The sequence below is a fragment of the Vibrio sp. 2-2(8) genome (genome assembly GCF_963888495.1).
GTDB classification, from domain to species: domain Bacteria; phylum Pseudomonadota; class Gammaproteobacteria; order Enterobacterales; family Vibrionaceae; genus Vibrio; species Vibrio anguillarum.
Genome location: NZ_CAWPJM010000055.1, coordinates 51,819 through 70,103, shown reverse-complemented (window position 1 = coordinate 70,103; position 18,285 = coordinate 51,819). Strand labels below are relative to the sequence as shown.

Below are 18,285 nucleotides of genomic sequence, written 5' to 3'. Positions count from 1 at the left end.
TAATGCGATACACCCACTTATCTTGAGCTTTGGGGTACACAGGAGTTTTATTTGTGAAATGGTTTCCAACGGCCGCATTGAGTGCTTTGATACTGATAATGTCGGGCTGCGCGTCAACTCAAAATGACAATCAAAGTCAATGGGTATACCCTCCGATGGCAGTGCCATTGCAGTCTTCATTACAGCAACAAGTTCAGATAGCGCGTTTGACGCAACTGTTACAACGTACTGATCTGCCTGATGATGTGCGGGCCAAAATGTTTTATGAGCGTGGTAACAACTACGACAGTGTTGGGCTACGCACTTTAGCACGTTTAGATTTTGAGCAGTCGCTCGCGCTTAACCCGGCGCAGCCTGATATCTTTAATTTATTAGGCGTGTATTACACGCAAGTTGCAGAGTTTGATGCCGCTTATGAGGCATTTGATTCGACATTAGAACTTGAACCTGACAATTTTTACGCTGAGCGTAACAGAGCCATCGCACTTTATTACGGCGACCGTACAGAACTTGCGTTAGAAGAGATTCGCGCACATTATCAACATGATCCTAGCGATCCCTTCCGTGCATTGTGGCTATATATTATTCAAAGTGAAAGCGAGCCTTTGCAGGCACGTGTGGATCTCTTCAATCGCTATCAAGTTCGAGATGATCAATGGGGATGGCTCTTGGTTGCGTTAACGCTTAAAGAGATATCGGAAGAGCAAGCTTTTAAGATGATCTTAGAAGAAGGCAGCGGTAATGCGATACAAGCACAGCGTTTAACTGAAGTCTATTTTTATCTCGCTAAGCGTTACCAACAAGAGGGAAATTACGCGCACGCGATCGCCTTGTACAAGCTTGCGTTGTCATTTAACGTCTACGAATATGTTGAGCATCGATACGCTTATCTTGAATTGGGGAAAATTTTCCAGCAAGTAAGAGCCGACTATTTAGCTAAGGCGAAAGCAGAACAGCCAGAGTCTCAGCAATAAATACCTTGCTATATCCTTTCCCTTAAAGCCGCTGACTTTTTCAGCGGCTTTTTTGTTGCTTAACGATCTAAAGATCCATAAAATAGTTAGTCTTGATAACCATTTTGATTTGAAAAACAGTGAAACTAGAAGCTAACTTAGAAAAATTAGAGCGTTTTAGTGCCAAAATCTGGCGTCGGTATAGCAAAGCTGATCCCATTTCACAATTGAGCTTTAATGAATATGATTACCTTAAAGTGATTCAAAGCTCTTCTTTGCCACTGCGCTTAACTGATTTAGCTAATGAGATGGAAGTGAGTAAACCATCGGTATCAAATATGGTTAAAAGGCTTAAAAATAAAGGGTTAGTTCAGACGGCACAATGCCAAGATGATGCGCGTTCTTACCGAGTTTCTCTCACCGATACTGCGCGTGAGCATTTAGCGGATGAAGCGAAAGTGTACGCTGTTGTCGCAGAGCAAGTGACTAAGCATCTCTCGGAAGAAGAAGCACTGTGTTTTAATATGTTGTTATCCAAAGTATTACTTTAATTTACTTATATAGTTAGCTTTGCTAACTATGGTGTCTGTTATGAAAAATTCAATTTACCGCCAATTTTGGCGCTATACCATTCCGACCGTGGCAGCTATGTTAGTCAATGGCTTGTATCAAGTGGTGGATGGTATTTTTATTGGTCATTATGTTGGTGCTGAGGGATTGGCGGGCATTAACGTTGCGTGGCCTATTATTGGCTTTATTTTAGGGCTTGGCATGTTGGTGGGCGTAGGAACTGGTGCTCTGGCTTCGATCAAGCAAGGTGAAGGGAACATGGCGGCAGCCAAGCAAGTGCTTGCTACTGGCCTATTGTTGCTTGTGATGCTAGCTCCCGTGGTGGCGACAATTCTATGGTTTCTTGCGGACGATTTCATTGCGTGGCAAGGCGTTGAAGGACGAGTCTACGAACTTGGCTTGCAATATTTGCAGGTATTAGTGATCGCTTGTGTCTTTACGCTTGGCTCTATTGCGATGCCTTTCTTGTTACGAAACGACGACAGCCCTAATTTAGCCACATTGCTGATGGTGAGTGGTGCGATAATCAATATTCTCTTTGATTATCTGTTTATTGCCGTTTTACATTGGGAACTTACTGGTGCCGCCATAGCAACGGCACTCGCACAATTAAGTGTGACTGTATTGGGCATAGGCTATTTCTTTTCGACGCGAGCCAAGTTGCAGCTGTCACTCTCGGTGATGAGGGTGCAATGGTCGTTGTTACCTAAGGTTGTTGCGATTGGTACTTCAAGCTTTTTTATGTATGCCTACGGTTCGATGATGGTGGCGGTGCACAACAGTCTATTTGCTCACTATGGCAGCGCAGTACTTGTTGGGGCATACGCGATATTAGGCTATATCGTCACGGTTTATTACTTAACGGCAGAGGGCATCGCGAATGGTATGCAGCCGTTAGTTAGCTTCAATTATGGTGCCAAAAACTATCTTCATATTAGAAAACTGCTCAAAATTGCAATGAGCATTGCTGTGCTTGGCGGGCTGGGTTTTGTGGTGCTGCTGAACTTGTTTTCCACTCAGGTTGTTGCGGTCTTCAATTCAACTGACCCGCAATTGATGGCAAGCGCTGTACTGGGCTTAAAACTGCATATGTTCGCGCTGTTTTTGGATGGATTTTTAGTTGTCGCCGCCGCCTTTTATCAAGCGACCAATCGCGGCAGTAAGGCGATGTTTGTCACCATTGGTAATATGGCGATCCAACTACCGTTCTTGTATTTGTTACCTAAGTTATATGGTGTGACTGGTGTGTGGATTGCCTTCCCCATTTCCAATATTGCGTTAAGTTTGGTGGTGGGGTTGATGTTGTGGCGAGATTTGCGTGCACTACCTTGTGATAACTCGAAGCAAACCGTGTTCGCTTAACAAGAGCCTCCCCCTTGTCTCTAGGGGGAGGCTACGCTCAGCTTTGTTGAATCGCTAGGCCCGGTAATTGGTGCCAATAGCCGTTACACTGGTGATTGGTTAAAGGGGAGGGATGCTCTCCTTTTTCATTGGCCTTGAACTGCGACAGATGCTCGAATGTCTCAAGACCTAGTGGGCTTAAACGAACGACATCGACTAATCCCGCCATACTTGGTAAATCATTAGCAAGGTTATAGCAATAGCCCGACTGGGTTTGGATACCGTTGAGGTTAAATACCGCTTGGCCTTCTTGGCTGTGAACCTGAATTCCGGTTGGATACTTGATACAGCAAGTATCACATTCATCCTTTGCGCGGTTTTCGGCCCGTGCGGTAAAGCAGCGTGCGGAGTAAGCCAGTGGCAGGTATCCGTGGCTAAAAACTTCTACTTCAAACTGGTTTTTGATACCAAGCTCATCACATTGTTGCAATACATTGATTAGCCAATCACGGGAGAGTTCAACAGGCATGCACCAACGGATCATCCCTTGCTTTAGGAACAGTTGCAGTGTGCGCGCGTTGTAAGCATTCACGGCGGGCCCAACCACAAAAGGAAGGCGTTTTTCACTGGCGAGTTGAATCGCCGAAACGTCATTTGCTTCAATCGCAAAATCGCCATTCTCAATATACTTTTTCATCACATTGATTTCGCTCGGCGCTTCCAGTAGCGCCATGGTTGAGATCACAACCTGTTTGCCCGCTTGTGAAAGCGCTTTGGCGATCTCAAACCAGTGTTGTGGTTTTATCTCACGTCGCTTGGAGCAGACTGATTCACCCAAATAGATCACATCAGCAGGGCTATTGATTGCCTGTTGATAAAAATTTTCTACCTCTTGTTTGGGCCAGAAATAGAGTAAAGGACCCAGCGCATATTTCATTCTCTTCTCCATTCTCTTATTGCCATTGGCGATGGTACGCGCCGAGTGTCGTTTGCGTGCCTTCAGAAACGTTGGCTAAGGCGGTGTTCCAAGCTGTTTCTACTTGGTAGGCTTGTGGATTTGCTTGGTAGCGATCAATCGCCGCTCGCCACGTTTTAGTCACTTGCTCCACATATGCAGGGCTACGTTGGCGACCTTCAATTTTGACGGAGGCAACGTTGGCTGCAAACAGTTCTGGTAATAGTGATAACGTATTTAAACTGGTTGGTTCTTCCAGTGCGTGGTAGCGTTTAGGTTGCCCATCGATCTGCGCTTCAAAACGACCTTTGCACAAGGTTGGGTAGCCTGCATTTTCTCCGGCTGCGTATTTATCAATCAAAATTTCGTTTAAGCGAGATTCCAAACCTGAGTCCGTTTCTTGCCAGCGGACATACTTCGCGGGCGAACAGGCTCCGACAGTATTGGGTGATTCTCCCGTCATATAGGAAGAGAGATAACAGCGCCCTTCAGACATAATACATAAGCTGCCAAAGGCAAATACTTCAAGCTCGACGTCACTCATCATATTACGTGAGAGCTGTTTGACTTGATGGATTGATAGCACTCGCGGTAACACCACCCGCTTAATATTGAAATTCTGCTTATAAAACTCGATAGCGGCGACGTTGGTGGCGGAGGCTTGCACAGAAAGATGCAGTTCCAGATCTGGATATCGGTTAGCGGCATAATCCAATACCGCGATATCGGCGATGATCAACGCATCCACGCCTAAACTGGCGGCATTATCGACGGCGTGAATCCAACGCTCGAAGCCATTAGGGTGGGCGAAGGTATTTAACGCGACATGAATTTTTTTATGGTGATCATGAACATATTGCACCGCTTTATCTAACTTCTTACCTGCGAAATTAAGGCCAGCAAAGTGGCGAGCATTGGTATCATCTTTGAAGCCGATATAAACCGCATCTGCACCACAATCGATCGCTGTTTTTAGAGCAGGCAGGTTACCTGCAGGACATAAAAGTTCCATTGATCCGTACGATATCTAAGGGAAAGTAGTGGTATTTTATGAAGCATTATGAATGGCAAATTTGATGTAAGGCAGGTTTGGGGCGAATAAACGAGATTTACTTATTTGGGAGTAGAACGATGACGACGATTTTGAACGAATAACTCTTCTACTTCCTGCCTTGGTTGTGGCCGATAAAAATGGAAGCCTTGAATTGAGTTACAGTTGAGATTAGAGAGTAGCGTGGCTTGTTGTTGGGTTTCCACACCTTCGGCAACGACCGTTAAGTTGAGTGATTTACCTAAATTGATGATGTTTTCAATGACGGTGATTTGTTTAGGAAGTGTATCGATATCCGTTATAAAAGCGCGGTCAATTTTAAGTTCATCAATCGGGAAGCGAGCGAGGTAAGAGAGCGAGGAATACCCCGTACCAAAGTCGTCAATGGACAGAGAAAAGCCCAGTTTTTTGATCGCGTTCAACATTTGCAAGGTGTGTTCGCTGTCGCTCATGACGGCACTTTCGGTCAGTTCAAATGTGATGCAGTTTGGATCAAGCTCCGTGGTGCGAAGCAGTTTTTCCATATAATCAATCAACTTCGGGTTACAAAACTGTTCTGGCGATAAATTGATCGCCACGCGACCTGGTAAAATGCCTTGCAGCTTCCAGCGTTTTACGGTCGAGAAGACATCACGCATCACCACTCGGCCTAAATGTTCAATCAGCCCAGCTTTTTCCGCGACAGGGATAAAAGCGCCCGGGTTGATATACCCTTCCACAGGGTGTTTCCAGCGCACCAAAGCTTCCGCACCATTGATGCTGAAGTCGCGAGCATTTACTTTCGGTTGATACCACACTTCAAGGCCATTTTGTTGCAGCGCTTTTTGCAGTTCAATTTCAAGCCATAAGCGCATGCGCGCTTCTTTGTTCATTTGATCGTTGAACTTAATCAGACGGTTTCTACCACGATCTTTGGCTTCATACATCGCCGTATCGGCATTTTGCAACAATACGCGTGCATCGCTACCGTCACCAGGGTAGGCGACACTACCTATGGAGCAGGCTAAGCGTTTACTGAAATGGTGCAGATCAAACGGTTGGTTAATCAAAGAAATGATGCGTTCAGCCAACATTTCAGCGGCGCGACTATTTTCAGGATCAGGCAGTATTAGCCCAAATTCATCGCCGCCAAGGTGGCCCACAATCGCTTGTTGCGGTAGTAAACGTTTCAGCCGTGCTGAGACCTCTTTAATGACTTTATCGCCAATATGATGGCCTAAAGAGTCATTGATGTTTTTGAAGTTATCAATGTCTAAATAGAGCATCACAAGGGGGGTTTCATTTTGAATGAACTGTTCTAAACGTTTAGTGAAACCAAAACGGTTATACAAGTTAGTCAGCGAGTCAATGTGGATATCGGCATGCATAGTCGAAGACAACTGCTTAGGTGCATCTTCTGCATCTTGAATCAAAATCAGTTGTGAGCTGTTGCCCAGCACGACGGTGGCTCCAGCGTGCAGTTGAACTTTACGTTCAAAGCCACACTTTGGCCCAGTGAGGCAGACCAATGGTGCCCCTGCGAGTAATAAACTAAGTGGAGAGCTGAATACGGTTTTACTTTTTTCATCGACAAACAAGCGCGATAACTCTTCACCAAGAAGCTCTGAGGTATTTTCAAAACCGAGTAAACGAGCCGATGCGGGGTTAGCAGAGATAATGCAGTCGTCATCGACCAGCAACAATCCATCGGGAAGCAAGCTAGTCAAGGTTGAAAACTTATTTTCCGACTCTTCTAATGAGCGAATGAGGATCTGTTTTTCGGAGGTGTCGATCGCGTGAAACACAATATTTTCGACTTTTTTATCACCCATGATAGGTGATAAAGAGAAATGCAAACTCGTTTCTAAATCGATCTCGTGAAGAGTCAGTTCGGTCTCAAGCGTTTCTCCTTGAAATGCCCGTTCATAATAAGGTTTGAGATGGCGGTAGAAATGCTCACCCAGAATTTGTGAGTCATTCATTCCAACCAATTCGGTTGTGCTCAGCCCTGCAATATCACAATAACGTTCATTGACCATCACATAGTTATGTTGGTCGTTCAAGATGGCAAAAAAGAACGGACTGTTCGACGTGATTTTTGCAAACCAATGTTGTAAATGTTGCGAAGGCATCAAGCTACTACCACTCTCCAGAGCACTTATATTCATGAGGATGTTACAACGTAAGTAACACATTAACTATAACTTTGATTACTAAGCTAGAAAAGGTTCTCAAACAATGTACGTTTTTTGATGCATCACAGGAATTTGCACCCCCACATCCATTATGATTAGGTACTATTGCATTACAAAGTAACGGATAACGCTCGTGATTCACAAGATTCGTACTCAACTAGTTCAAAACGCCGCTTCAATTTTGCGATCCCCAGTCCACTTCTTACCGCAAGTTGTACAAAAAAAAGCCTTGCTAGAAGGGTTGAAAACTATATTTCATGAGGCTTTGCAAGAAGGTGACTTTGAATTTCTTGATGGGAAATGGTTAAAGGTTTCAATTCGCGATTTGAATTTGAATTGGTATATCAGCTATCAAGCGGAACAACTTGTTGTGTCTGATAAGACGGAAGTGGAAGATGTCAGCTTTAGCGGTAACCTAAATGATATGGTGTTGATTGCTGGTCGAAAAGAAGATCCTGATACGCTGTTCTTTCAACGTCGACTCTCCATTGAAGGGGATACCGAACTGGGGTTAGAGGTGAAGAACCTGATGGACAGTGTTGACCTAGAGCTTTTACCAAAACCGTTCCAGATGTTAATAAATCAGCTAGCAGATTTTGTGCATAAGGGCGTACAATCGCCAGTGACACAAAATGAGGTAATGAATGCTTATTCGAACTGAAGCGCCAGCGGATATCTTAGCGATTGACCGCTTATTAAAATCAGCCTTTGAGACAGATGCTGAAGCTAATTTGGTCATGACATTAAGGGAAAACAGCCATTTGACGCTCTCTTTAGTGGCCTGTGATGATGACGGCGAAGTCGTTGGTCATGTGATGTTTAGCCCAGTATTACTCAATGGTGAAGACTTAAATTGGCAAGGGCTTGCACCGTTGGCCGTGAAAAAAGAGTGGCGAAATCAAGGTGTCGCCGCCTCGTTGGTAAAAGAGGGGTTAATCTGTTTGGCTGAGTTCGATTATCCAGCTTGTGTGGTTTTGGGTGACCCGGATTATTATCAACGCTTTGGCTTTAAAGAGGCGGCGAAATCTGATTTTCGTTGTCGTTGGGATGTTCCAGTTGGCGCGTTTCAGATCGTTGCATTAGTCGACGGCGAATTGAGCGGGCGAGCGGGTTTAATTGAGTATTGCCCAGAGTTCAACGATCTTTAATCACCGTATTTCTATTCTTAACAGGGAGCCCAGAGCTCCCTGTTTACTTTTATGCCCTTCTCATTTGAAGCTACCGTAGTATTGGCTACGTTCGCTCACCCCAATCACATCGTTTATCTAGGCTCATGGGGATGAATTCACTTGCCACCTACCTGCAACTTCAAGTTGTTTGGGCATAACTCTTGAGTCATTGGATGATTAACGGTTTCTGTCTTGGCGCTGATTTGTTAGGATTGCGATGTTCAATGAGGTCATAAACAGATGTCACATCACGAAAATCAATATTTACAAGAAATGGGCATCCAGCGTTGGGAGCTTATCCATCCACAGCGGCTGGCTGGCTATCAACCTGATCCGGTGACGCTGCCGAGCACGTGCCGATTATTACTCGTTTCCCCCCAATACCCGCAACAAGGTGCTCTATTGCTGTTTTCAAGAGTATTGAAGAGTATGGGGCTCGAAATCAGTCAGGCGTGTCATCTTGAGCCTCACTCTCTTAGCCAACTAACAGGCTCCAGCATTGAATGGTTGTGGTTTTCAGGCTGTGAAAAGAGAGAAAGCCCGTTGGCTCAGAAAGTGTTAACGTCACCGCCGCTAGTTGAGATAGATGGCAATACCGAGCTGCGTCGGGCGTTGTGGCAGCAAATTTGTTCTTATGAGTCATAAAACTATGAATATTGATGTTGTGCCTTTATCACTTCCTTATCTTGATGCTATTTGGTCCATTGAGCAGCAAGCTCACAGTTACCCTTGGGCTGAATCACTCGTACGCGACTTGGCGAGTCGTGGTGCATGCCACCATGCTATGTTGGTTGATGGCAAAGTTGTCGGTTATTTCTATGCACAGAATATTGTTGGAGAGGTGACCTTGTTGAATATCGCTGTCGATCCGCAGCAGCAAGGTAAGGGTTACGGAAAATTGTTGATGGAGTTTTTCTTAACTTACTGTGAAAAAGCGCAAGCTGAAAGTGCGTGGCTTGAAGTTCGCGAAAGCAACATCTGCGCTTATAGCTTGTACGAATCGCTGGGTTTTAATGAGCTCGATCGTCGAGTGAACTACTATCCCACTCCGAAAGGATCAGAAGATGCGATCATCATGAGCTACTATTTTTTGTAGCTTATTTTCCATCAGCAGATCGTTTGCAAACTCAGGTTTTTTTCATGGTCATGCGTCTCGGAACTATTTCTGGTGCGCCTTATCTTTTTGATGTTCATTGAGTTGATAACATGGGCTTGCAAAACGCTTGACGACTTCCTTAGCGGTTAACGGCTTATCAAATAAGTAACCTTGGAACTGATCACAACCCAATTGTTTGAGAGTTTCGAGTTCTTGGCACTCTTCCACACCTTCGGCTATTACCTCCAAATTTAAACGTTTCGCAATCATAATAATCGTATCCACAATTGCTTGGTCACTCTCATCTAGATGCAATTGAGTGACAAAAGAACGATCGATTTTGAGCACATCCACCGATAAAAGTTTGAGGTAACGCAGTGATGAATAACCAGTGCCAAAATCATCAATCGAGATGCTCAGCTTACTTTTTTTAAGTTGCACCATTTTTTGAATCGCACTTTCTACATTTTCCAGCAATAGCCCTTCAGTAATCTCCAATTCAAGATGTTCACCAGTAATACCTGCTTGTTGCATTGCATGGTTAATGTGTTCAACAAAAGAATCTTGAGAAAACTGCAACGGACTGATGTTGATGGCTAAACGGCGAAAATGGGGCGGTAATACTCCTTGGCGCTTCCAAGCGGCGTATTGATAGCACGCTTGCTCTAATATCCAGTTTCCAATCGGAATAATTTGCCCCGTTTCTTCTGCGATGGTCATAAACACACCCGGTGGCAATACACCTTTGGTTGGGTGGTTCCAGCGGATCAAGGCTTCCACACCGACAATATTGTGCCGCTCATCGACTTGAGGTTGGTAATAGAGTTCTAACTGTTGGGTATTGAGGGCTTCATGGAGGCCTTTTTCAATTTCCAGAAACGATTCGACTTGAGCCTGCATTTCTGGCTCATAAAACATGTATTTATTGCGTCCATTCGCTTTTGCGCGGTAAAGCGCTGTATCGGCTTGTCTAAGGACATCGATATTGGTTTTGCCCACTGACGGAAAAATCGAGATACCAATACTCACAGTGCAATAAAGCTGGTGGTCATCAATCGAGTAAGGGTTGGAAATCAGAGCCAGAAGCTGCTGAGCTACCTTCTCTGCTTGTTGGCGAGAGAGATGAGGAATCAACACCGCAAACTCATCGCCACCGATGCGTGCGGCGGTGTAATCGTGTTTAAGCCAGCCATCCATACGCATGGCGATAGCTTTGATTAAATGATCCCCCGTTGTGTGTCCAAGTGAATCATTGATCGTTTTGAAACGGTCGAGATCAAGGTAAAACAACACACCAGAAGTGTGGGTGCGAATACTGTTATCAATGGCATCAGTGAGCAGTTGTAGCAGCAAGCTGCGATTAGCAAGGCCAGTTAACGTGTCGTAGTAGGCTAATTGGTTAAGTTTAGCATCCGCGAGCTCTCGCTCTTTCCATAAAGTATAGAAAGTACCGGCTAACTCACTGAGCTCATTTTTTTGCTGTTGTAATGGCGGCTGTGTTGGACGTTGATTGTTTTGCAATGAGCGAACCCACGAAATTAACGTGGTGATGGGTTTTGACAGCTTGTAGTAAAAAAAGACTAACAGGATCGAAGTCAGCAACACATTTCGAAAGAGATCAAACAGCAATACTCGTGTGGTTTTTGCAATAAATTCTTTGGCAATGGAAGAGCCGTTGACGGAAAAACTTAAGCTACCTACCACCACACTCGAATTGGGTTGATGCAAGTCAGTTTTAAAGATGGGTATTTCAGGCGTCAGATAATTTGATAAGAGCCGAATAAAAGCCGTCTGTGCTGGAACTTCTCTGCTTTTTTTTGCCAGTGTATCGCCAAAATCATCAATAATTTCAACATGATAAATGGCATTATCAACCATTAGACTAGAGACGACTTGATTGGCTAATAAGTTGTTGAGGTGATAAGCAGCCTGGCTGGCATTTGAATAATTTTGCAGCAGTTTAAAACGGTAGTGATCTTCAATGCGAGCTTGCTCATGGTGCAGGTCGAGCAAAGTATGATACAAACTAAAGCCTATCCCAAGGATCACCGAGACTAGGAACACTGTTTTGGCTTGTTTAAATGCCAGAGAATTTCTTTGTTTGGTTATCAGCATAATACTCGCTTATTCCCTTCGCCCTTTTTAGTTATAGCTCATATTTATTGATAATTTAATTACAAATAGAAAGGTCGTCATTCTCTTGTTGATTTGTATAGCGACGAAAGTTGCTCCCAGATCAAATATAGGGGAGAATACCGCGCAAATTTGAATCGAACTGCTGATCAGCGTAAGCGCTTCGGCTCTCCCTTATATCAGCATATTGAGAAGACCTGTTTCATGTCAAATACTCCTTTTTTGAGTGAAGTTTCTAAACGTAGAACCTTCGCTATTATTTCGCACCCGGATGCGGGTAAAACCACCATTACTGAAAAAGTTCTACTATTCGGGAATGCCATTCAAAAAGCGGGAACGGTAAAAGGGCGCGGCTCTAACCAGCATGCTAAATCAGATTGGATGGAAATGGAAAAAGAGCGTGGTATTTCGGTCACGACCTCTGTGATGCAATTTCCTTACAATCATTGTTTGGTTAACTTGCTCGATACTCCAGGGCACGAAGACTTCTCGGAAGATACTTACCGCACATTGACGGCGGTTGACTCGTGCTTAATGGTGATTGATGCAGCAAAAGGTGTTGAAGATCGTACTCGTAAGCTGATGGAAGTGACTCGCTTACGTGATACACCGATTGTAACCTTCATGAACAAATTGGACCGTGAGATCCGCGACCCAATGGAATTGCTTGATGAAGTGGAGAATGAGCTGAAGATTGCCTGCGCCCCGATTTCATGGCCAGTGGGTTGTGGTAAAGAGTTTAAAGGCGTGTACCACATTCACCGTGATGAGACAATTCTGTACGCGACCGGCCAAGGCCACACTATTCAAGAAGAACGCATTGTTAAGGGCCTCAACAACCCTGATCTGGATAAGGCCGTGGGTGATGACCTTGCCGCTCAGCTGCGTGATGAGCTTGAATTGGTATTGGGTGCTTCTCATGAATTTGATCAAGAGCTGTTTTTAAAAGGTGAGTTGACCCCTGTTTTCTTCGGAACGGCATTAGGTAACTTTGGTGTGAACCATATGCTGCATGGTTTAACTGAGTGGGCTCCGGCGCCGATGCCACGTCAAGCTAATGAGCGTATTGTTGAAGCCACGGAAGAGAAATTCTCAGGCTTTGTGTTTAAAATCCAAGCGAACATGGATCCTAAACACCGCGATCGTATTGCGTTTATGCGTATTGTGTCGGGTACTTATACCCAAGGCATGAAAATGAACCACGTGCGTATTGGTAAGCAAGTGAGTATTTCTGATGCGGTTACCTTTATGGCGGGCGATCGCTCTCGTGCTGAAAATGCTTATGCTGGCGATATTATCGGTTTGCATAACCATGGAACAATTCAGATTGGTGATACCTTTACTCAAGGTGAATCGTTGAAATTCTCAGGTATTCCTAACTTTGCTCCTGAGCTGTTCCGTCGTATTCGCTTGCGCGATCCACTGAAGCAGAAGCAACTGCTTAAAGGTTTAGTGCAGTTGTCGGAAGAGGGAGCGGTTCAAGTCTTCCGCCCACTACAAAATAACGATTTGATTGTGGGTGCAGTGGGTGTGCTGCAGTTTGATGTGGTGGTGTCTCGTTTAAAATCTGAATACAACGTCGAGGCGATTTATGAAGGTGTTAACGTTGCAACAGCACGTTGGATTGAGTGCGCAGATGATAAAAAATTCGAAGAGTTTAAGCGCAAAAACCAAAGTAACATCGCACTGGATGGTGGGGATAACCTGACTTACATCGCGCCGACTATGGTCAATTTGAATCTGGCCAAAGAGCGTTTTCCTGAAGTGGAGTTCCGTGCGACACGCGAACATTAAACCTTGGTGAGTTTGAAGAGAGTGATACTCTCTTCAAACGTTAAAGATAAAAAATGCCGATATTTCAGTATCGGCATTTTTTTATAGGTGGTATTGGAACACTATTTTTTCTTTTTGTTCGCTTTCTTCTTCTTCGAAACCACTTTGACTTTTTTGTCATCGGTTTTCTTTTTCTTTTTGAATACCGGCTTTTTGTGCTGCGGGCGCATATCTTTAATGAAGCGCTCTTTTATCTCCTCGTCGACATAACGCGCGACGCGGTCCATCATCACTTGATCATGGGCTTCAACCAAAGAGATCGCATTGCCTTTTTTACCAGCACGAGCCGTACGACCTATGCGGTGTAAGTACACATCCGCTGAGCGTGGCATATCAAAGTTGATCACGTGACTTATGTCAGGTAAGTCAATACCGCGTGCGGCCACGTCGGTTGCCAGTAGTACGTTGACTGCGCCTTCACGGAATCGCGTAATGGCGTTATTGCGACGATCTTGTGGCATTTCGCCTTGAATCCAAGCACAAGGAATTTGCGCTTTTTCTAGCTCTGTACGCAAATCAGCTAAGCGCTCACGAGTTTTGATAAACACGATAGAACGTTCGGCTTGCTCGGTGAGGATTTTCTTCAATAGCTCAACTTTGTGCACCATGGTATCGGCGCGGTGATACCATTGAGTGATTTTTTTGCGTTCACGACGAGAAGGATCGGCATTGATTGTTGCTGGTTCTTTTAAGAGATCGGCAGTAAAACCTTCCACACCATGACCTTCCAGTGTTGCAGAGAAGAGCAAGGTCTGTTTACGCCAGCGACATTCCGCAGCGAGACGATCGACGATTGGGCCAAAGCCCATGTCCAGCATGCGGTCAGCTTCATCCAAAATAAGCCATTCAATCGCACGACAATCAAAACGCTCGCCTTCAATGTATTCCATCAAGCGACCAGGCGTTGCCACCACAATATCTTGCGTTTTGGCTAAGATGTCGGCGTGCTCTTGATATTGTACGCCGCCAGTGATGGTGACGATATTGAGGCGAGTATTCTTCGCCAGTTCACGAGCTTGATCCGCCACTTGCATCGCCAATTCACGAGTTGGGGTCAGAATCAAGACGCGTGCAGGGCCGGCTCGCTTGCGCGGAAAATCTAAAAGATATTGTAGCGCGGGTAAAACAAATGCAGCGGTTTTACCGGTTCCCGTTGGCGCAGAGGCAAGAATATCTCGACCATCTAGGGCTTGTGGGATCGCTTCAGCTTGAACTTGGGTGGGACGTTCAAAGCCCATATCTTCAATGGCCGCAATGATGCAAGGGTCAAGATCGAGGTCAGCAAAGGTTTTGATCACAGTGAGTACTCCACAAGCCGTTAGGCTTATTTGGCTATAAAATTAAGGTCGAACATTATAGGGGGATTGGTGATTAGGATCACATGTTATTTCTACATCTTGAGATAAAAATCTTGAGTTAGGGCAATAAAGGCTTCGCTATAACCACTTGATGAGTGAATGACCAACGATGAATCAATCACAGAAGCCGAGGCTAAACTTAGTTCAATCAATAGCCGATGAGCGGGTTTGTGTGCTACGGGTTGTACAGTGCAGCGCCGCTTAAGCTGCCAGCCGAGTGTGAGTGCTTGCTCGATAAATTGTTCCCCTTCATACACGGGCAAAATAAAACAAGCTTGCCCCTCATCGTTGAGAAGACTTTTTGCTCTGACTAATAAAGCGTGATGAGCAAGTTGATTGGTGTGCCTAGCAGTAGCTCGCTGGGGATCATGAGACAGTTCACCACTGTTGAAATAGGGTGGGTTACAAATAATTGCATCAAAGGACGGCGTAAAAGAGGTGTCTAAAATATCACCTTGTAAAACCTGTATGCGTTGCCCCCATGAAGAAGCATTACTGTTGTATTGGGCCGCTTCAAAGGCAAAGGCATCGATATCGACGGCCGTAATTTGTGCATCGCTAAAACGTTGCGCGCACATTAATGCTAATAACCCGGTACCAGTGCCAATATCGAGAATGGTTTTGGGATGGTGCGTGAAAGCCCACGCGCCTAATAGAACCCCATCGGTACTGACAGGCATTCCCGCTTGTCCACCGTCAATAGAAAATTGTTTAAATTTGAAACGCTTATTTTTGGGCGTGTGACTTTTCATCATTATTTCAAAATATAGCTCTAATTAAGTGATAACCACTATTGTTATCTATTTGTTCGGATTATTCTTCTATCTGTTATGAGAGTGTATGATAAAATGATCAACACATCATTCTTTCTATTTTTTAACATTTAGAGTTTTAAACTGGTTTTTCACCGATATTATAAATTAATGTAGCGTTTTTTGCTTTGCCCTTGCGAAGTCTTGAGTGTTTCGTCATTATTCGCCCTTAATTTTTAGATTTAGATGCGGTTTCAACCTCATCAACAATGCATACACAACATTTATCAAATAATAATTAAGGGTTATCTGTGAAGCAGACGTTAAAACTAACAGATATTATCGCGGTCGGCTTTATGCTTTTCGCGTTTTTCTTGGGTGCTGGTAACATCATCTTTCCGCCAATCGCTGGCCAACTTGCTGGAGAGCATTTACTGCCAGCCATGACAGGCTTCCTTATTACCGCTGTCGGTTTACCATTGATGACGATTATTGCGATTGCTGTCGCGGGTGGTTCTTGGGAGCATTTAACCAAAGATCTGCCTAAACAAGCTGCAACTATCATGGCAGTGATGATCTTTATCATCATTGGTCCTGCCTTTGCAGCACCGCGTACCGGCCTTGTGGCGTATGAAATGGCAGTGAAACCATTTTTCATTGATGCGCAACAATCGCATTTGACACTATTTTCGATTCTCTTTTTTGTCGTTGCGATGTTTTTTGCCTGGTCTCAAGGTCGGCTCATTGACATCATTGGTAAAGTGCTAACTCCTGCTCTATTTGTTGGATTAATTATTTTAGCCGTTGCGGTTTTTGTTGACCCGCAAGGTGAGATGGTGACTGCACAAGGCGAATACCTGACTCAGCCGTTGACGAAAGGTTTCCTTGAAGGCTACAACACCATGGATACGTTTGGCGCACTGATGTTTGGGATGTTAATTGTCGATGCACTGCGTAGCAAAGGCATTACTGAGCGCGCGGCAACCACAAAGTATTTAATCAGCGCGGCGTGCATTGCGGCGGTTGGTTTAGCTTTTGTCTATATTTCACTGTTTTATCTTGGTGCGACAAGCTCTGTGGTCGCTTTTGGTGCAGAAAATGGCGGTGCGGTGCTTAGCCAATATGTGCAAGCGCTGTTTGGCCCTTATGGGCAGATCGTGCTCTCTGTCATCGTGCTACTAGCCTGCCTAACCACGGCAATTGGTTTGATTTCAGCATGTTCAGATTACTTTTGCACATTGACTCTAATTGCGTATAAATCTTGGGTGATCATTATTGGTGTTGCTTGCGCTATCGTGGCAAACGTTGGTTTATCACAATTGATCACGCTTTCCATCCCCGCACTGTATGCGCTTTATCCAGTTGCGATTGCCTTGATTATGTTGACCTTCTTAAGAGGGAAACTACCAAACCCAGCAGTGGCATACCGTGTTGTGCTACTTGTCTCTTTTCTTTTTGCGTTGATCGACGCGGCAAAAGTCGCTGGCGTTGATGTGTCTGCGTTCAATATGCTGCCACTGTTTGAGGTCGGCATGGGGTGGTTACTTCCTACACTCGCTGCGATGATTTGCATGTTCTTTATTGCAACTACCGTTCAACAAAGTGTGGTTAAAGAAGCGGCATAATCGCGTTTTTACTCGTAAGCATTAAAGAGGCTGAACACGATTGTTCAGCCTCTTTTTTTAGGCGTGCGCCAGCTTTTATTCCAACAGATCAAACGAATTTTTCCTGTATCTTCGTCACATTTTTAAGTAGAATTCTTCGGTTAAATTCTACTCATAAATGTTGAGCAAACATGTTTGAAATCAATCCTATTAAAAACCGTCTTCAGGATGTGTCAGAGCGCACAAATATCCTGAGGGGGTATCTTTGACTACGACGCTAAGAAAGAGCGTTTAGAAGAAGTGAATGCAGAACTCGAGCAACCCAACGTCTGGAACGAACCTGAGCGTGCACAAGCGCTAGGTAAAGAACGCGCTTCGCTCGAAGCCATTGTCGATACCATTGATCAGTTAGATCAAGGTGTGGATGATGTGGAAGGACTACTGGAACTGGCTATTGAAGCAGAAGACCAAGAAACCTTCGATGAAATTGGCCCTGAACTGGATGAGCTGGAAGCTAAGCTTGAACAGCTTGAGTTTCGCCGTATGTTCTCTGGCGATCACGATTCTTCAGATTGCTATATTGATCTGCAGTCTGGTTCGGGCGGCACCGAGGCTCAAGACTGGACATCAATCCTGCTACGCATGTATTTACGTTGGGCAGAAGCGAAAGGCTTTAAGACTGAAGTGATTGAAGTGTCTGAAGGTGATGTTGCTGGCCTAAAAGGCGCAACCGTGCGCATTATCGGTGATTACGCTTATGGTTGGCTGCGCACCGAAACTGGCGTACACCGCTTGGTTCGTAAATCCCCATTTGATTCGAGTGGCCGCCGCCATACCTCTTTTGCCTCTGCGTTTATCTATCCTGAGATTGATGAAAATATTGCTATCGACATCAACCCAGCCGATCTTCGTATCGATGTTTATCGCGCTTCGGGAGCGGGTGGTCAGCACGTTAACACCACCGAATCGGCGGTGCGTATTACGCATATTCCAACCAATACCGTTGTTCAATGCCAAAACGATCGTTCGCAGCATAAAAACAAAGACCAAGCGATGAAACAATTGCGTGCAAAACTGTTTGAACTTGAGTTACAAAAGCAGAACGCAGAAAAGCAAGCCAATGAAGATGCGAAATCTGACATTGGCTGGGGAAGCCAAATCCGATCTTATGTATTGGATGACTCCCGAATCAAAGATTTACGCACTGGCGTTGAAAACCGTAATACCCAAGCTGTATTAGATGGTGATTTAGACAAATTTATTGAAGCAAGCCTGAAATCAGGCCTTTAATGCTTT

16 protein-coding genes are annotated in these 18,285 nt (G+C 44.8%); 10 read left to right on the top strand and 6 right to left on the bottom strand.

Going from position 1 to position 18,285, the window contains the following annotated elements; translation table 11 throughout:
• The first annotated feature begins 53 nt into the window (after nucleotides 1–53).
• The 3 genes from nlpI to AACV12_RS17760 all read left to right on the top strand — a co-directional run bounded on the left by nlpI (nucleotide 54) and on the right by AACV12_RS17760 (nucleotide 2,885).
• On the top strand, nucleotides 54–974 hold the full coding sequence (gene nlpI, locus AACV12_RS17770) for a lipoprotein NlpI (protein WP_170901130.1): 921 nt from the start codon (nucleotides 54–56) through the stop codon (nucleotides 972–974).
• Nucleotides 975–1,093: 119 nt separating this feature from the next.
• The gene (locus AACV12_RS17765) at nucleotides 1,094–1,504 is read left to right on the top strand and encodes a MarR family winged helix-turn-helix transcriptional regulator (protein ID WP_010318918.1); all 411 of its coding nucleotides are present in this window, start codon (nucleotides 1,094–1,096) and stop codon (nucleotides 1,502–1,504) included.
• A 40-nt stretch (nucleotides 1,505–1,544) separates the two neighbouring features.
• The gene (locus tag AACV12_RS17760; protein ID WP_170901128.1) at nucleotides 1,545–2,885 is read left to right on the top strand and encodes an MATE family efflux transporter; all 1,341 of its coding nucleotides are present in this window, start codon (nucleotides 1,545–1,547) and stop codon (nucleotides 2,883–2,885) included.
• A gap of 37 nt (nucleotides 2,886–2,922) precedes the next feature.
• Here AACV12_RS17760 and AACV12_RS17755 read toward each other — a convergent pair whose 3' ends face one another.
• From AACV12_RS17755 to AACV12_RS17745, 3 genes are all read right to left on the bottom strand, one after another.
• Nucleotides 2,923–3,801, bottom strand: a complete 879-nt coding sequence (locus AACV12_RS17755) for a U32 family peptidase (protein ID WP_170901126.1) — start codon at nucleotides 3,799–3,801, stop codon at nucleotides 2,923–2,925.
• Nucleotides 3,802–3,817: 16 nt separating this feature from the next.
• On the bottom strand, nucleotides 3,818–4,831 hold the full coding sequence (gene ubiU, locus AACV12_RS17750; protein WP_170901124.1) for a ubiquinone anaerobic biosynthesis protein UbiU: 1,014 nt from the start codon (nucleotides 4,829–4,831) through the stop codon (nucleotides 3,818–3,820).
• Nucleotides 4,832–4,932: 101 nt separating this feature from the next.
• The gene (locus AACV12_RS17745) at nucleotides 4,933–6,981 is read right to left on the bottom strand and encodes a bifunctional diguanylate cyclase/phosphodiesterase (RefSeq protein WP_026027438.1); all 2,049 of its coding nucleotides are present in this window, start codon (nucleotides 6,979–6,981) and stop codon (nucleotides 4,933–4,935) included.
• A 196-nt stretch (nucleotides 6,982–7,177) separates the two neighbouring features.
• Here AACV12_RS17745 and ubiT point away from each other — a divergent pair, with 196 nt between their 5' ends.
• The 4 genes from ubiT (at nucleotide 7,178) to rimI (ending at nucleotide 9,309) form a co-directional block, all read left to right on the top strand.
• Nucleotides 7,178–7,705: a ubiquinone anaerobic biosynthesis accessory factor UbiT gene (ubiT, locus tag AACV12_RS17740; protein ID WP_010318913.1), complete on the top strand. Its 528-nt coding sequence runs from the start codon at nucleotides 7,178–7,180 to the stop codon at nucleotides 7,703–7,705.
• Nucleotides 7,689–8,192: a GNAT family N-acetyltransferase gene (locus AACV12_RS17735; protein WP_094132022.1), complete on the top strand. Its 504-nt coding sequence runs from the start codon at nucleotides 7,689–7,691 to the stop codon at nucleotides 8,190–8,192. The genes ubiT and AACV12_RS17735 overlap by 17 nt, the downstream gene beginning before the upstream one ends.
• A gap of 261 nt (nucleotides 8,193–8,453) precedes the next feature.
• Nucleotides 8,454–8,858: a DNA polymerase III subunit psi gene (locus AACV12_RS17730; protein ID WP_017046310.1), complete on the top strand. Its 405-nt coding sequence runs from the start codon at nucleotides 8,454–8,456 to the stop codon at nucleotides 8,856–8,858.
• A 4-nt stretch (nucleotides 8,859–8,862) separates the two neighbouring features.
• Entirely contained in the window at nucleotides 8,863–9,309 is a 447-nt protein-coding gene (gene rimI / locus AACV12_RS17725; protein ID WP_170901122.1) for a ribosomal protein S18-alanine N-acetyltransferase, read from the top strand.
• A gap of 63 nt (nucleotides 9,310–9,372) precedes the next feature.
• Here rimI and AACV12_RS17720 read toward each other — a convergent pair whose 3' ends face one another.
• Entirely contained in the window at nucleotides 9,373–11,424 is a 2,052-nt protein-coding gene (locus AACV12_RS17720) for a putative bifunctional diguanylate cyclase/phosphodiesterase (protein WP_170901120.1), read from the bottom strand.
• A gap of 222 nt (nucleotides 11,425–11,646) precedes the next feature.
• Here AACV12_RS17720 and prfC point away from each other — a divergent pair, with 222 nt between their 5' ends.
• Nucleotides 11,647–13,236, top strand: coding sequence for a peptide chain release factor 3 (gene prfC, locus AACV12_RS17715; protein ID WP_170901117.1), 1,590 nt, complete (start codon nucleotides 11,647–11,649; stop codon nucleotides 13,234–13,236).
• Between the two features lie 101 nt (nucleotides 13,237–13,337).
• Here prfC and srmB read toward each other — a convergent pair whose 3' ends face one another.
• Nucleotides 13,338–14,573: an ATP-dependent RNA helicase SrmB gene (gene srmB / locus AACV12_RS17710; protein ID WP_170901114.1), complete on the bottom strand. Its 1,236-nt coding sequence runs from the start codon at nucleotides 14,571–14,573 to the stop codon at nucleotides 13,338–13,340.
• A 92-nt stretch (nucleotides 14,574–14,665) separates the two neighbouring features.
• Nucleotides 14,666–15,388, bottom strand: a complete 723-nt coding sequence (locus AACV12_RS17705; protein ID WP_013857602.1) for a tRNA1(Val) (adenine(37)-N6)-methyltransferase — start codon at nucleotides 15,386–15,388, stop codon at nucleotides 14,666–14,668.
• A gap of 308 nt (nucleotides 15,389–15,696) precedes the next feature.
• Here AACV12_RS17705 and brnQ point away from each other — a divergent pair, with 308 nt between their 5' ends.
• Nucleotides 15,697–17,010, top strand: coding sequence for a branched-chain amino acid transport system II carrier protein (gene brnQ / locus AACV12_RS17700; RefSeq protein ID WP_170901112.1), 1,314 nt, complete (start codon nucleotides 15,697–15,699; stop codon nucleotides 17,008–17,010).
• A 170-nt stretch (nucleotides 17,011–17,180) separates the two neighbouring features.
• Nucleotides 17,181–18,279, top strand: a protein-coding gene (prfB, locus tag AACV12_RS17695) for a peptide chain release factor 2 (protein WP_096036081.1) whose coding sequence is annotated in 2 segments (ribosomal slippage) — nucleotides 17,181–17,255 and nucleotides 17,257–18,279 — 1,098 coding nt in all. Because the reading frame shifts where the segments join, the coding sequence is not laid out codon by codon here.
• The last annotated feature ends 6 nt before the right edge of the window (nucleotides 18,280–18,285 follow it).

What these genes read in the sequence shown, in the direction of transcription:
- prfC (WP_170901117.1), top strand. Translation starts at nt 11,647, where the DNA reads ATGTCAAATACTCCTTTTTTGAGTGAAGTTTCTAAACGTAGAACCTTC.
- AACV12_RS17760 (WP_170901128.1), top strand. Translation starts at nt 1,545, where the DNA reads ATGAAAAATTCAATTTACCGCCAATTTTGGCGCTATACCATTCCGACC.
- rimI (WP_170901122.1), top strand. Translation starts at nt 8,863, where the DNA reads ATGAATATTGATGTTGTGCCTTTATCACTTCCTTATCTTGATGCTATT.
- AACV12_RS17745 (WP_026027438.1), bottom strand. Translation starts at nt 6,981, where the DNA reads ATGCCTTCGCAACATTTACAACATTGGTTTGCAAAAATCACGTCGAAC.
- AACV12_RS17705 (WP_013857602.1), bottom strand. Translation starts at nt 15,388, where the DNA reads ATGATGAAAAGTCACACGCCCAAAAATAAGCGTTTCAAATTTAAACAA.
- AACV12_RS17755 (WP_170901126.1), bottom strand. Translation starts at nt 3,801, where the DNA reads ATGAAATATGCGCTGGGTCCTTTACTCTATTTCTGGCCCAAACAAGAG.
- ubiU (WP_170901124.1), bottom strand. Translation starts at nt 4,831, where the DNA reads ATGGAACTTTTATGTCCTGCAGGTAACCTGCCTGCTCTAAAAACAGCG.
- AACV12_RS17730 (WP_017046310.1), top strand. Translation starts at nt 8,454, where the DNA reads ATGTCACATCACGAAAATCAATATTTACAAGAAATGGGCATCCAGCGT.
- AACV12_RS17720 (WP_170901120.1), bottom strand. Translation starts at nt 11,424, where the DNA reads ATGCTGATAACCAAACAAAGAAATTCTCTGGCATTTAAACAAGCCAAA.
- AACV12_RS17735 (WP_094132022.1), top strand. Translation starts at nt 7,689, where the DNA reads ATGCTTATTCGAACTGAAGCGCCAGCGGATATCTTAGCGATTGACCGC.